This is a genomic window from Paenibacillus dendritiformis, from assembly GCF_945605565.1.
Taxonomy (GTDB): Bacteria; Bacillota; Bacilli; order Paenibacillales; family Paenibacillaceae; genus Paenibacillus_B; species Paenibacillus_B dendritiformis_A.
The window spans coordinates 2,266,814-2,280,354 of record NZ_OX216966.1; the positions used below are offsets into that span (position 1 = coordinate 2,266,814).

At 55.4% G+C, this 13,541-nt stretch carries 14 protein-coding genes; 9 read left to right on the forward strand and 5 right to left on the reverse strand.

All coding sequences use genetic code 11. The features are described from left to right. Positions 1-72 precede the first annotated feature (72 nt). Entirely contained in the window at positions 73-1,092 is a 1,020-nt protein-coding gene (gene glpX / locus NNL35_RS09820) for a class II fructose-bisphosphatase (protein ID WP_040733522.1), read from the reverse strand. A gap of 253 nt (positions 1,093-1,345) precedes the next feature. Here glpX and NNL35_RS09825 point away from each other — a divergent pair, with 253 nt between their 5' ends. From NNL35_RS09825 to NNL35_RS09850, 6 genes are all read left to right on the forward strand, one after another. Next, positions 1,346-1,519, forward strand: a complete 174-nt coding sequence (locus tag NNL35_RS09825; RefSeq protein ID WP_085982260.1) for a GapA-binding peptide SR1P — start codon at positions 1,346-1,348, stop codon at positions 1,517-1,519. Then, positions 1,509-2,405 carry a hypothetical protein gene (locus tag NNL35_RS09830; RefSeq protein ID WP_006678830.1) on the forward strand — a complete coding sequence of 299 codons (897 nt, stop codon included), beginning with the start codon at positions 1,509-1,511 and terminating at the stop codon, positions 2,403-2,405. The genes NNL35_RS09825 and NNL35_RS09830 overlap by 11 nt, the downstream gene beginning before the upstream one ends. 115 nt (positions 2,406-2,520) lie before the next feature. Continuing rightward, positions 2,521-3,174, forward strand: coding sequence for a helix-turn-helix transcriptional regulator (locus NNL35_RS09835; protein WP_006678831.1), 654 nt, complete (start codon positions 2,521-2,523; stop codon positions 3,172-3,174). Between the two features lie 24 nt (positions 3,175-3,198). After that, positions 3,199-4,020: a pyruvate, water dikinase regulatory protein gene (locus tag NNL35_RS09840; protein ID WP_006678832.1), complete on the forward strand. Its 822-nt coding sequence runs from the start codon at positions 3,199-3,201 to the stop codon at positions 4,018-4,020. Positions 4,021-4,545: 525 nt separating this feature from the next. Continuing rightward, positions 4,546-5,991: a transposase gene (locus NNL35_RS09845; protein ID WP_254553320.1), complete on the forward strand. Its 1,446-nt coding sequence runs from the start codon at positions 4,546-4,548 to the stop codon at positions 5,989-5,991. A gap of 96 nt (positions 5,992-6,087) precedes the next feature. Then, positions 6,088-6,255, forward strand: coding sequence for a hypothetical protein (locus NNL35_RS09850; RefSeq protein WP_254553321.1), 168 nt, complete (start codon positions 6,088-6,090; stop codon positions 6,253-6,255). A gap of 298 nt (positions 6,256-6,553) precedes the next feature. Here NNL35_RS09850 and NNL35_RS09855 read toward each other — a convergent pair whose 3' ends face one another. Both NNL35_RS09855 and NNL35_RS09860 read right to left on the reverse strand, forming a co-directional pair. Further along, the gene (locus NNL35_RS09855; protein ID WP_006679312.1) at positions 6,554-7,501 is read right to left on the reverse strand and encodes a Gfo/Idh/MocA family protein; all 948 of its coding nucleotides are present in this window, start codon (positions 7,499-7,501) and stop codon (positions 6,554-6,556) included. An 86-nt stretch (positions 7,502-7,587) separates the two neighbouring features. Then, complete coding sequence (locus tag NNL35_RS09860; RefSeq protein WP_006679313.1) at positions 7,588-8,883, reverse strand: aminotransferase class I/II-fold pyridoxal phosphate-dependent enzyme; 1,296 nt, start codon at positions 8,881-8,883, stop codon at positions 7,588-7,590. A gap of 248 nt (positions 8,884-9,131) precedes the next feature. Between NNL35_RS09860 and NNL35_RS09865 the strand changes: the two genes are divergently transcribed. Next, the gene (locus NNL35_RS09865) at positions 9,132-9,917 is read left to right on the forward strand and encodes a helix-turn-helix domain-containing protein (protein ID WP_006679314.1); all 786 of its coding nucleotides are present in this window, start codon (positions 9,132-9,134) and stop codon (positions 9,915-9,917) included. 77 nt (positions 9,918-9,994) lie between these two features. On the opposite strand, the gene asd is transcribed toward NNL35_RS09865, so the two are convergent. Beyond that, on the reverse strand, positions 9,995-10,813 hold the full coding sequence (asd, locus tag NNL35_RS09870) for an archaetidylserine decarboxylase (RefSeq protein ID WP_006679315.1): 819 nt from the start codon (positions 10,811-10,813) through the stop codon (positions 9,995-9,997). 162 nt (positions 10,814-10,975) lie between these two features. Next, positions 10,976-12,064 (reverse strand): YheC/YheD family endospore coat-associated protein, encoded by a 1,089-nt coding sequence (locus NNL35_RS09875; RefSeq protein WP_006679316.1) that lies wholly within the window; start codon positions 12,062-12,064, stop codon positions 10,976-10,978. On the opposite strand from NNL35_RS09875, the gene NNL35_RS09880 reads away from it, so the two are divergent. Both NNL35_RS09880 and NNL35_RS09885 read left to right on the forward strand, forming a co-directional pair. Beyond that, complete coding sequence (locus NNL35_RS09880) at positions 12,063-12,248, forward strand: hypothetical protein (protein ID WP_138985672.1); 186 nt, start codon at positions 12,063-12,065, stop codon at positions 12,246-12,248. The genes NNL35_RS09875 and NNL35_RS09880 overlap by 2 nt on opposite strands. A 15-nt stretch (positions 12,249-12,263) precedes the next feature. Further along, positions 12,264-13,412, forward strand: coding sequence for a glycosyltransferase family 4 protein (locus tag NNL35_RS09885; protein ID WP_006679317.1), 1,149 nt, complete (start codon positions 12,264-12,266; stop codon positions 13,410-13,412). Positions 13,413-13,541 lie beyond the last annotated feature (129 nt).

Below are 13,541 nucleotides of genomic sequence, written 5' to 3' on the forward strand. Positions count from 1 at the left end.
AGAAGGGAATCCGGTGCTTGAGGGCGCAGGGATACCCTTCTTCGTTATTTTGCGGCGGAGGAGCGCCGCCATCTATATCACATCGAAGCGTCTGTCTGCCGAGGCAGACGCGACCTCCGGGATAACGGCATCCGGCTGCAGGGAGCAGGGATCCATCGCGTGCAGCGTTCGGACGAAGCGCAGAGTTCCGGTCTTCGAGCGCAGCACGAGCGAATGCGTCTCCGCGTAATTGCCCGATGTGTTCCGCACCCCTTGCAGCACATCCCCCGGCGTGATCCCGGTCGCCGCGAAGATGACGTCTCCGCGCCCGCATAGATCCTCCGTATGCAGCAGCCGATCGGGAGGATGAACTCCCATCGCCAGGCACCGGTTCCATTCTTCTTCGCCGGCCGGCATAAGGCGAGCCTGCATCTCTCCGCCCATGCAGCGCAGCGCGGCTGCGGCCAGCACGCCTTCCGGGGCGCCGCCCGAGCCGACATACAGATCGACGCCGGACTCCGTGAAGGCCGTGGCCAGCGCGCCTGCGACATCGCCCGCCTCGAGCAGCTTCAGCCTGACGCCGGCACGCCGCAGGGCGGCGATCTCGGCAGCATGGCGTTCCCGATCGAGAATGGACACCGTCAACTCCGATACATCTCGCCCCAATACGGTGGCAGCCTTCCGCACCGTCCATTCGAGCGGATCATCCAGATGGAGATGGCCTCTGAGCCGCGGTCCGCAGGCAAGCTTGCGCATATACATATCGGGTGCATGAAGCAGCTGCCCCCGGTCCGCTATCGCGATGACGGACAACGCTCCGTTCAATCCTTTGGCTACCAATTCCGTACCTTCGACGGGGTCTACCGCGACATCCGCCTCCGAGCCTTCGCCGGATCCAACCGATTCTCCGATGGAGAGCATCGGCGCCTCGTCCATTTCGCCTTCCCCGATGACGACCGTACCTTGAATCGGAACCGAAGCGAACATGCTGCGCATCATGCGGGTCGCCGCGTCATCCGCCTCATCGGAACGCCCCCTGCCAATCCATTGCGCCGATGCCAAGGCAGCCGCTTCGGTCACGCGAACACATTCCAAACTTAATTGTCGATCCATATTCATTCACCACTCCTGATTATGACGTATTAAATAATTAAATATTGTGTGTTATTAAATAATATGATATATAATATGGAAAAGCAATCCGTTATTTTGTCCAGTCAAACGAATTGTTGCAAGAATATGATGGATTATGCCGTCATATTTATAGGGTATCAGCCAGAAGCTTCCGCGATCACCGTCATTAATGACACCATAATGCATCGCGTTAGGATACCCGTCACGATGACTGAGGAGAGGTGGATGTGTGATGGAACAAACCCAATGCAAGCCGTTATTGGGCGCCATTCTATGCAAACAATGCAACCGGTTTATCGCAGAACAAGATACGGAGCGGGTAACAGTCTACTACATGGACTGCAAATCACATGGCTGTCACGAGGATGCGGCACCGGAAAGAGAGGTACAGCACATTGAAGTCTAGTGCGCAGCCGGCATGGCATCAGGAAGCGGAATGGAGCGAGGGCGGGCAGGCAACGTATTTTCGCCTCATCCGCCGTACCGGTTCCGCATGGGGACATATATGGGATGAAGACAGGTTAGGGCAGAGAGCAGCGTTCAGCCGTACGGTTATGCGCTGCAGCAAGCGTTCAGACATTCATGCTGCTCTCAGCCAAGAAGCGGCCCACATCTTGCTCAATGCGGGCGCAGAACCGCTCTTGACGACGGAACGAATCCGGCTAGTGAGGGAGATGCTGCAGGCGGTCCATGCGCCTGAGCGAGACGCCGCTCTTAATAAGCTGGTTCCGTTCATGACGTCAGAATATGAGTCTTTCATCAAGGCAGCCGCATCATCCCGCCCCGTGCATCTCTATATGATACTGGCGGATGCCCGCTTGAAGGAAGCGCTGCCCAGCCTGACGGATATCGAGCAGCGGATGGAAGTGCTGCAGCGCCTGGCCGCAGAATCAGAGGGGCGCAGTCTTGACAAGCTGAATCAGCAGTGGTTCATGATGCGCCGCTGGAAGGAATGGCTTCTTGCCGATGAGGACCGGACGCCGGCGTTCATCTCGGACGCCGTGCCGGATTGGATAGACATGCAGGCGGAGGCGCTGTTCCGGGCGGTCGATCGTTGTTACCGGACCGGGAGCAAAGCTCATGTCACCGTCATGCTCCCCTATCACCCGGAGGCATGGGAGAAGCATGTCCGCATGGCCCGCTCCGCCGCCGAGCAGATTATGGGCGAGACGGCCAAGCGAAGCGGCCCGTTAGTCGGCCTCTGGATTACGGGCGATGAAGCGGGGGTAGATGAAGATGAGCGGATTGCGGATGCGGATATCGTATGGAGATGTTCATTCTCCCCTTATTGAGCCTGGAGACGATCTTCCTGCCCGTCGGCGAAGATCGTCTCTTCTGTTGGGCATTGATGGAAGCCGCCGAATTGCAGTACAATGTAGGGAACGAAGATGCGCATGAACATGAATCATGTCCAAGGAAAAGGGGGGATGCGCCATTCAACTTACGCCGCGCCAATCAGAAATTGTACAGCTCGTGCAACGGTCCGCGCCGATTACCGGCGAGCAGATCGCAGAGCAGCTCGGGATCAGCCGGCCGACGATTCGCTCCGATCTTTCCGTGCTTGTTATGCTGGGGTATTTGGATGCCAAGCCGAAGGTCGGTTATTTCCCGGGAAACATAACGGCAGGCGCTCCTAGCGAGCCATTGAACATTCGAGTACAGGACGTCCAGAGCATGCCCATCATCGTCCGGGACACTTCCACTGTTCATGATGCCGTAGTCGCGTTATTTTTGGAGAATGTAGGAAGTCTGATTGTAGCTGATGATGAGGGGATGCTGCTTGGCGTCGTCTCGAGAAAAGACTTGTTGAAGGTTACGCTCGGCAATGCGGTGGCAGGGACGATGCCCGTCAGCTTCGTGATGACGCGAACGCCGCTGATTACCGTGAAGCCGGAGGATTCGATTATCGAGGCCGCCAAAAAGCTGGACGAGCATGATATCGATACGCTGCCTGTCGTTGTACAGCGTGGAGATGCCGCCAACGACAAATGGGAGGTCGTTGGACGGATATCCAAGACGACGATCTTGAAAGTATTTCTTCGCCAGGTGAAGGGCAGGTAAAGGAAGGGAAGGGGAAGCGCAAGCATGGGAGAATCGAGCCAACAATCTCCATACATTGTGACGGTATGCTCCGATTCGCTGGGAGATACCGCTGAATCCGTCGTACGGGCGGCAGCACGACAATTCCATGGACAGGAAATTATGATTCAACGGAAGAGCCATGTGAAGCAAGAGGATGAAATCAGAGCGTTGATGGAGCAGGTGAGCCGCGAAGGCGGCTTCGTCGCCTATACGCTGGTGCAGCCCGAGCTTCGGGAAATGATGAAGGAAGAAGCGATTCGGCTCGGCGTGCGGGCGGTCGATATTATGGGGCCGATGATGCAAGCATTCATCGATACGTTCAACGACTCTCCGATACGTCAGCCTGGATTGCTTCATACGATGGATGACGATTATTTTCGCCGCATGGAGGCCATCGAATTCACGGTCAAATGCGATGACGGGAAGGATACGACGGCGATTGCCGAAGCGGATATCGTGCTGATCGGCCCTTCCCGCACCTCGAAGACGCCGTTGAGCGTCTTCTTGAGCCACAAGGGCTACAAAGTCGCCAATATTCCGTTATCGCCGGAAGTGAAGCCGCCGCAGGAAATATACCGAATGCCCGGCGAGCGCATCTTCATGCTGACGATGCCGGCTGAGCGGCTGCTTCGCATCCGGGAAGAGAGGCTGAAGAATCTGGGCCTTCCGCACAGCTCTATGTATTGCTCCGCCGAGCGGATACAGGAGGAGCTGGATTATGCGGCCATGCTGGCCGACAAATGGAATTGCCATGTATTCGATGTATCCGACAAAGCGATTGAAGAGACGGCGAACGCCATTATCCGGCTGCTTCCGTCTTCGTAATAGAAGGGGTTGTCTCATCAGTAGTTTGTAGCTCCAGTGAGACAGCCCCATCCTGCTTTTTACCGCAAGCGGTTGAAATCACGCAAATTCCTGCACAATTCAGGCTGTTGGAACCCCCCTGTTTTTTACGAAGGGGTGGAGATGTCCATTTACCTAATCAAAACTTGGCACTCAAAGCGTTTTAAGTCGTTTTTTTCTACTGAGAGACGAGATCCACCATATAAAAAATGAAGTGGAGAAAATCCCCACAGACTTCTCAACGGCCTGATTTTACGGGATCCAAGAGACCGCGTCGGATCCTGGGGGCATCATCGCCTCCAGGAGGTATCATCGCCTCGTTGCCTTCAGGAGGCATCGTTGCCTCTCGGGGCTTGAACGTGTGGAGGGAATTGCTGCTATTTAAGTCAATTTCATAATTCGAAACCCTTGCGGTTGCTGGAGTTTTAGGCACAGAAAAAAGGAGTACCTCCCCATTTTCTCGAAGTTATAGGTGACTAAACCAAAAACTGAGAAAGGAGTACTCCCATGTATCATATTCGACAAGAAGAGCTATTTTCCTTTGAGGAAATGATGAAAATGGCGCCTTCCCCTAAAGCGGATTTCGTTTTAGAACATCTGCCGATCGGAAAAATTCTTCACGCCATTAGCAGCTACAATCGTCGGGGCCGTCCTGAAAGTTTAAATACAAGAGCGATGATATACTCACTCGTCATCGGCAAAATGGAGCACATCCGCTTTACCAAGGATTTGGTCAGCCGTTTGAAGGAAAGTCTTGAATTTCGTACTCGCTGCCGTTTTACCGGTTCCGATCGAGTGCCCAGCGAAGCAGCCTATTCCCGGCTCACTACAAAGCTCAGTCAATGCGGTTTCTTTCGAACGACACAGGAGGACCTTGTAAACCAGGCGATCACGGAAGGGTTTCTTGAGGGAAATGTACTGGCCATAGATTCTTCTCACATCGAGTCCTTTGATCGCAATCCCCATTTGGACGCCGGTAAATCATTACCGAAGCTCACGCCCGAAACCGATGAACCTACTTTTCTGGACGAGTCTGCCAGCAAGGCACAAGAGAAACCTAAACCAGAGAAACCCAAGCGTGCAAAGCGTGGACGCGTTCCGAAAGCCGAAGAAGCGGCTTGGCGTGCCGAAGTTGAAGCGTACGAGGCCTCGCTCAGCCTATTTGAACGGGAGGTCGCCGATATGTTGCCCGCCACTTACGAGCAGCTTCTCGCTGATATGCCGCAACACGCAAGTGTAGGTGCAAAGGGTGACCCACGGGGAGGGCGGCGCCGGGTGAAATATTGGCATGGCTACAAACAGAATCTCTTGGTGGATTGCCAAAGCCAGTACATTGTGGCCGGAGTGACCTGTTCTGCTCATGTGAACGATCAGCGAGCGGCGATTGTTCTTCTGAAATATATGAAGGAGCGATTTCCCTCTCTCAAACCAAACTATGTGCTAGCTGATAAGGGGTATGACAGCGAACCGGTTTACCGCCAAATCCGGGATATTGGTGCGTTACCGATCATCCCGCTTATCCATCGTAGCAAGCTACCTGAAGGGGTGGATAAGCACTTTCGCCCGACTTGCAAGCAAGGTCATGCGTACGTCTACGACAGCTACGATGCCAAGCGAGATACCATAAAATTCACAAGGCCAAAGGAATGTGCCTCCTGCCCGTTTCAAGCGGACGGCTGCCAGAAAGTTTTCAAATTTCGCATTGATGAAGATGTTCGGAAATACACTGCACCCGGACGTGGAAGCAAAAAGTTTACTGAACTATTCAAGCAGCGAGTAGCGATTGAACGTGTTTTTGCCTATTTGAAGCTGTACATGGAATTGGGCTCAAGCAGAAAACTTAAGAAACGTGCTTTTGTCGATCTAGACTTGAGTTGTCTGACATACACCCTATGCAAACTTGCGTTAGACCGCCTAAACAAAAGCATCCTTGGAGCTAAGAAGGTTGCGTAATATTCAAAAAAAATGAATCTGCAATTTTGGCCTGGTCCAACCCCTTTGAACGAAAGGAATTATGAAATTGACTTATTTTACAGGAATTTCGGCTCAATGAGTCCACATCCCGAGGAATTGCTGCAAATCTACATCATTTATGGCCCTTTTGCTTCAAGTCGAAGCGACACGGGTGAAATTCCTGCAGTTTTGCAGGATTCCCTTTCTGGTAAAGTCGTCCATATCGAATTGCTGTATTTGCGCAGGATTTCGCTTACCGAATAAGCGTAGAAATCGTGCAGTTTTGCAGATTTCGCTTACCGGATAGACGTGTCTGGAGAAATCGTGTAGGTTTGCGGATTTCGCCTACCGGATAGACGTGTCTAGGGAAATGGTGCAGGAATTGCAGGCTTCGCGCCCCATCCATCTTCCTCTGCTTTGCCCGCCTCCACATTCGCTGTTGACCCGTCTTGTCCTGCATCATCTTGCAATGCCTATAGGATAGTTCCTTCTATGTTCCCCCATCGGGCAAGGGATCGGCCGGCAATCAGGCTATTGGAAGCCCCTTAATGGAAGCATGCTGTCACTCCTCGTCTGCGATGACCGCTTCCGCAGCCAGGGCGTGGACAAGCGCCTGGGTCTCGCAGGCTTCCCGGCCATCGGTAAGCGGCCGGCCGCCGTGGGTGATGCAGCCGATAAAGTGGAGTACCGCATCCTCGAAGCCTCTAATCTTCGCCACGGAAGTCCATGAACCCGCGGATTCGATGCGGCTTGCTCCGTTCTCCTCCACCGTCAGTTCCGTCAGATTGCGCACCCGGTGGGTCGATACGGGGCCGATCCGTTCGGCCAGCTCCATATCGATGCCAGCGTGGCGGTGCATGGCTGCAAATATGGACGGGCCTTTGCCGGCGGCAGGCGCGAACAGATGATGGACATCGAGCAAATGCCCTTGGGAATTAATATGAACCCGTCCTGTCCAACGCAGCCCATCGCCGGATGCGCGGCTGAAATGGCGCACCAGATCGATGACGTGGATATAATCGTCCAGCAGCGTGTCCAGGTAAGGCACAGGCTTCACCTTGCCGGCGCGGTGCTTCTCGATGCGGATCCAGGAGGCTTGCGCAGCTTCCGATGCCAGCGCTTCATAGCGCGGGGCGAATCTGCGGTTGAAGCCGACCATCAACGTGCGTCCCAGCTTTTCGCTCAGCTCAGCGAGTGTCTCCGCCTGCTCCAGCGTGGCGGCAAGCGGCTTGTCGACATAGACATCGATGCCGCGCCGGAGCAGCTCGGCGACAATCTCGTAATGGGAAGCCGTCGAGCTGTGAACGAACATGGCGTCGCAATCTTCGGCGAGGCGCCCGATGCTCGTATACGGCGTTATTCGATGCTGGGCGCATACGGCGAGACGCTTCACTTCGTTGGGCGTGTACGCGCCGACGAGCGTCCATTCCTCGGCGCGGCTGAGCACCGGCAAATAGGCCTTTTGCGCAATGCTTCCCAAGCCGACGATGCCAATCCGGGGCACTCTCATATTGATCCTCCTCCCTGTCATGTCGAAGCCGGCAGCATATCGGGCTGCCGGCTTCTTTGTCATCTGCGCGCAGGTCACGCAGTTATTTATTGGCTAATATCAAGCACGCCTTGATAAATGGTGTCGAACAGCTTCTCGAGATCCGCTTCCTCGATGCAAGAGAAGGCAACCCGCAGGTCGGTGTCGCCAAGCGCGATCGTCCCGACGCCATACGCGTCAAGCAAATGGGTGCGAAGCTGCTCCGCAGGCACGGTGTTCAGCTTGAGGCACATGAAGTATCCGGAATTGAACGGATAGTAGCTCCATACATCCCCGTATTTCCCGCTGTCGAGCAGCGCTTTGACCTTGTTGGCCCGCGCCTTCATGATGCGGTACTTCTCCTGCTTCTGCGCTTCGAATTCCGGTGATTGCAGGGCTCGCAGGATGAAGGTCTGGGAAGGATGGGGACCGCTGGAAATCGTCGCGCGAATGATGCCCATCGTCTTCTGCTCCAACGCCGCGAGCAGCGCTTCCGATTCTGCCGCATAGGTGATGAACCCGACACGGAAGCCCCATACATACTCTTCCTTGGTCGCTCCATCGACTTTGACCGGCAGCACATTCGGATGCAGGGAAGCGAGAGATGAGAAGAGGGACTCATGCATCGAATCCTCGAAGAACAAGCCGAAATACGCGTCATCCGTGACGACAACGAGGCGCATGCCGGCTTCCGCCGCCTCAAGAATGGCCTTGACGATCGCCTGGCCCTCTTCCCGGCCCGGCGTATATCCGGTCGGATTGTTCGGGAAGTTCAGCACGACGATGGCTTTGCCTTTGTCGCGATGGGCGAACAGCGCTTCGCGAAGTCCGGCGCTATTGAACATCCAGTTATCGTCGTACAACGGATAGTAGACCATCTCGGCCCCGCGGCGGATGCTGAAGGTCAACTCGTAGTTCTCCCAATTTTTATCCGGCATAATGACGACGTCGCCTTCCTCGGCGAACAAATCGGCGACAATGCTTAACCCGTGCGTCAACGCATTGGTCGCGATCGGCATGCTGGTATGCTTGTCAGCAAGCGACGGATTCTCCTTGAGCATCTTCTCTTTCCACAGCTTGCGCAGCTCCGGCTTGCCTGCCGGCGGCGCATACGGGTAGATATCCTTCGGGTTGTAGGCCGACAGCGTCTCCTGGATAACGTCCAGGTGCATCGGGATGCCGCCTTCCGTCGCGATGCCAATCGTCGCATTGAATTGCTTCGCCTTGCTCCCCGCTTCTGCGGATTGGCTTAATATGCCTTCCTTCGGGAAATAGATCTGGCGGCCGAGGCGCGAAAGCATGGCGTGAATGTTCGGGTTGTCTCTTTGAATCGTGTCATTCAATTGCTGAGCCAGTGGGTTCATTTCGTCCATCCTTCCAACATCATTCTAACTTGATTTTTCCTATTATATCATCAAATTTCCGCTTTCGTCACGGGGGTGGAGCGAAGATGTCCAAATCAAAACGACAGATCCGCGGTCGGCATGATTGTGTTCAGGAAGCGATTTGTAGTAGAATAGTGCAAATGATAACAGGCGTTGAATGAGGTGCCGTATATTTACTACGATAGAGAATTCCCGAATGGAATCCGGGAAGGAGGGAGGAACCATCCGTGTTGAACGCCGAACCGAACCGATATGTTATTAAGCCAGCCTGCGCGAAGATTACATGTGAGCCGAACTGGAAATGGCATAAGCGCGAGAAGGCGATGCCGAATTATGATCTCTTTTATGTATGGAACGGAGAAGGAGAACTGCAGTTGAATGATGTATCGTATCATCTCAGCAAAGGCAGCTGCTTCCTCTTCCGGCCAGGCGACAATACGGTCGCTTCCCACAATGCCCAGAAGCCGCTGACGCTGACGTATATCCATTTTGACGTGGAAGATCCTGTCGACGAGATACCCGAACCATATCGTATTCTGGAGGAGACCGTCGATTTTGAGCATCTGCTGGCCCGTTACGTCCGCTTGTTCCTGTCCCGATCCTATGGGGCGGAGGAAGAGGCGAAGCTGGTCCTCAAGCAGCTGATGATTCATCTGCTCCGCATCGATCGCGAAGGAACCGGAGAACGGAAGACAAGCTATCATCTGTCCGAGGCGATTCATGAGATTGCCAACTATATCCGGCAAAATCCGGGAGCCAGTCACCGCATTCAGGATTTGGCGCAGCGCGCCCAATTGTCGCCGCGTTATTTCTCGGTCAAATTCAAAGAGCTGATCGGTACCTCAGTGCAAACCTATATTATCCGCTCCCGTATTGAACGGGCGGAGCATCTGCTGCACCATGCGGGGATGAATGTAACGGAAGTCGCGGATGCGCTTGGATACCGGGATATCTTTTTTTTCAGCAGACAGTTCAAGCAGTACACCGGGCGAAGCCCTTCCGAAATACGTTGACGGAATAGAAAAAAGGCCGCTTATCGTGAACGTTCCTCTGTTCTTCGATAAGCGACCTTGATTCGGTTGCGGGGATATCAAGCTTCCCCTGTTCGCGGACGGGTCGGTACGGCTTGAAGCCGGCCCAAGCCTTCTCCCATCTTCACGACGGATTCGAGAGCCAAATCGCTCCGCGGCTCAAATGTGCCGTTCTCCATCAATAGAACAACGGTCGATCCAAATGCGAAATAGGCGAGTTCCTGCCCCCGCTCGTATGCGGGAAGCGGCGCTCCGTCTGTATAGTGGATGCTGCTTACGTTCAGCGCTCCGACCTTCACGACCGCCACTTCACCATGCGCATGGCGAAGATACGTAATCAACCGCTCGTTGCGGCTCAGTACGCGGGGCATGTGGCGCAGTCCGAAGTCATTCACCGGATATACCCGGCCCGGCACGTGCTCGCTCTCTACCAGCTTCCCGGTGACCGGCGAATGAATGCGATGATAGTCAGTAGGGCTTAGATAGAGCACGAAATAGTAGCCATGCATGTATTTCTGCTGGTAAGGCGAACGGTGCAGCAGTTCATCCAACGTGTAATCTTGCCCCTTGACGTTGAGAATCGTGCCTTGCTGGATCGGACCCATTCCGGTAATCAATGCGTCCACCGGGCTAAGCAAAATATCGTCGCCGGCGGCAAGCGGCCTCATCCCCGGCTTCAGGCGGCGGGTGAAGAATTCGTTCAGCGTTCGGTATTCAGACATCGGCTTCTCCGCCTCGTCTACTTGTATGTTATAGGCCTTGGCAAAGGAAGGAATCCATCGCCGGCTCCATCCCGAGCTTGCCGCACGGCCGGCTGTACGCGATACCCATTTGCGCGAGGACAATTCGGTCAGCAGGCGCATCCATCGTTTCTTCATGATTGTTCATCACCTAGTGGCAGGTGCCATTTCTCCCGGGAGCGGGACAGGCGTCCTGTATATTTGTATTCCGCAGAAGAGAGCGCAAACCGCTCTTCTGTGGACTATCTTGACACAGAATGCCTGTTTTTTCAATATGATAATCCATACGCCGCCGCCTGGCTAACTCTGCAGGAAAGAGGCCCCGTAAGCGATGGGATTGAAGTAGGTGGCCTCCCAAATGTCGTACAGTCCGGCTTCGCGGAAGCTGTAGCGTTGGTCGCGCCCGTTGCATTCAATGAATAACGGCTTGCCGTCGGACGTCAACCCGATATCGAGTCCGACATCAGCCATATGGCTCAAGCTGTGGGAAAGCCGATTCACGATATGAAGAGAGAATGCGCTGACGCGCTCCACCACCTCCGCGACGGAGCAATGCGGTAAAGCGGCGGCAACAAGCTCTTCGAGCCGATGAACCGTCCCTCCCTGCGCAACGTTGGTAACGAAGGTATGCTGAGGCGCGACCCGGCCGACGATTCCGGTGATTTGCCACTCTCTGCTTCCGTCGCGTTGAACAGAGACCCGCAAATCAAAGGGACGATCGTGGTACCGGGCGAGTGGAAGCAGCTCCTGCACAAGATAGGGAGTCCGCCGCAGTTGGGCAAGCACGAATCGCGGCAGCCTGCCGCCCGGGAGATTCGCCTTCCTCCACTTTCTCGCTCCGCCGGCTGTTCGTCTGGAATAGACAATGGTCCAGCCGGTGCTGCTGCGTTCCAGCTTCATAATGCCGCGTCCGACACTGTTGTTGTCCGGCTTCAGCACGACAGCGCCGCAGTTGTCCATCATCGCCGCGACGGTGCCCTTCCGGGCAGGCGCAGTAACCGGCAAATGAGGCACGAGCGCGGGATCTTGCTGGAGCAGAACGTGGAGCTTCCATTTTCCGTATCGATTCACCTGATTGAAAATAACCGTGCCGCGGTTCACCATCGACTGGACTCGTGCATGCGCTCCGGAACGGAAATAGATAGCCCGGTTATGAATGACGGACGGGACGGGAATGCGCCGTCTCGCGTAGCCCGTACCGTCTCTTATATAGGCAACGGCCTCCATCTTCCTCACATTCACATCTTCCACGCGCATGAAGCAGGGAATAACGCCGTGGCGCCTCCCGGCTTCCTCGTAGAAGGCAATGGCTTCATGCCCTGTCTTGTTCCGCAGCAATCCCCGCAACATGTTCGAATTGAACAGGATGCCGATGCGGTTGTCTGCCATGGAAGCACCTCCTCTGAACTACTGGTCCACTGACTCTCTCTCGCTGCTGTATTGTATGAACGCCCCTTGGGACGCGCATGGACGAGTGCAGACGGATGTTAGTCCAAATTACGGCTCCAGCTTGACCGGTGTCGTCTGGCAGACCTGTCCTGCCGCAAGCCGGCATGTCCGGCAAGGCAATTAGAAAGGAGAAAGCTTTATGCACAAGGTTGCAATCCTAACGCCAGGATCCTATCCTTATCCGTCAGGTTCCAGCAGTTCGGTGGAGCGAGTCGTCGAGAATGTCGCTGGTCTCGTGTCGTCCCGTGCGGACATTCGCGTGTACGGCCGGAGATGGCCGGGGCAGGCTGAGTCGGAATCGGTGCGCGGCGTCAAAGTCGAACGGGTCGGACCGGTTTCCTTGCGGTTTTATGTGTATGAAGCGATGCGGCGCATAGCTCAGTTCCAGCCCGATATTATCCAGATTGAGAACCGGCCCCGATACATTCCGCTAATGAAGCGGCATTTTCCGCACGCGCACATCTGGCTGCAGCTTCATTCCACCACCTTTATGCACAGACAGGCGATCTCGCCAGCCGGGCTTCGGCGGGCGCTGTCTGCTGCCGACCAGATATTTGTGAACAGCCGCTATTTGGAAAGGCGGGTGACACGGGCATATCCTGGATGCAGGGAGAAGACGGCCATCAATTTGCTAGGCGTGGACGTCGAGCGCTTCCCGTCACGCTGGACAGAAGAAGGGATCCAACGTTATACGGAAGGGAAACGGGCCCGCGGATGGGAAGGGCGGGACATTGTTCTGTATGTCGGTCGCCTCATCCCGCAAAAAGGCGTCTGGGAGCTGCTGCAGGCTGTACCGCGCGTCATCCGCGAGCATCCGCGGGCGCTGTTCGTCATTGTCGGGGGCGCTTCTTACGGATTGAACCGGAAGACGGCGTACGTGCGCCGCCTGGAACGGTTCGCGAGCAAGTACCCGCATCATATTCGGATGGTCCCTTTTGTCCCGCATGAGGAAGTTCCGGCTTGGTACGCGCTGGCCGATCTTCTTGCCGTCCCGTCGCTTCGCCGGGAAGCGTTCGGTCTGGTCAATCTGGAGGCGATGGCTTCAGGAGTCCCGGTCGTGGCATCCAGGGTAGGAGGAATTCAGGAGGTCGTCCGGGACGGAGAGACCGGGCTGCTCGTCCCGCCGTACCGTCTGCCTGTCCGGTTGGCCTCGGCCCTTGTCCGGCTGCTTCGGGATCGGGAAGCGCTGCGGCAGATGGGAGAGACCGCTGACCGGCATGTACGCAGCACGTTCACCTGGAAGCAGACGGCGGAGCGCTGGGCCAGCTTCATTGACGGCCTCGGCTGATTCAAGCCTTGCCCGTGGAATCGCTGTGTGTGTTGTCCGCTCCTAGTCATGTCAATCCCTCAATATAGGCGAGTGACGATATGAGCCTATAACGCATATGATGCTCTATATGTTGGGCATAGAACGGAA